We start from the raw sequence: 386 nt of genomic DNA, 5'->3' as shown, positions 1-386 counted from the left end.
TGTGATGAGTCGAGACATAGGTCTCTGATGAGTCGCGTCATGTGTCACTAATGAGAGCCTGGCCATCGGCCGGGCTCTCGTTGTGTGTTGCGCCAGTAGGTGTGGTCGGGGTCGATGGTGTTGGTGGCGATGATCTCGCCGGTGTCGAGGTGGATCACGGTGACGGTGTGCTCGTCGGCGAGGGCGAGGACGCGTTTGCCTGCGTGTGCGGTGCCGATGCCGAGGTGGTGCATGCGGCCGGCGCGGCGGAAGCTGACTTTCCCGTTGCTTGCGACGTGGTCGTAGCGGAGCCGGTAGTGAGTGGTGTCCGCGGATTGCCCTGGAGGGACTGCTTTCGGTGATGCTGCGTAGACGTCCGCTGGGGTGTTGTCGTTCAGAGCACGGTG

At 63.2% G+C, this 386-nt stretch carries 1 pseudogene; it reads right to left on the bottom strand.

Features of this window, described 5'->3' with window-relative positions:
• Positions 1-47: 47 nt before the first annotated feature.
• Positions 48-386 (bottom strand): annotated as a pseudogene (locus LK09_RS22080) (IS481 family transposase); the annotation flags it as partial.

This window comes from Microbacterium mangrovi (assembly GCF_000802305.1).
GTDB lineage: Bacteria > Actinomycetota > Actinomycetes > Actinomycetales > Microbacteriaceae > Microbacterium > Microbacterium mangrovi.
This window is presented reverse-complemented; position numbering and strand designations above follow the sequence as displayed.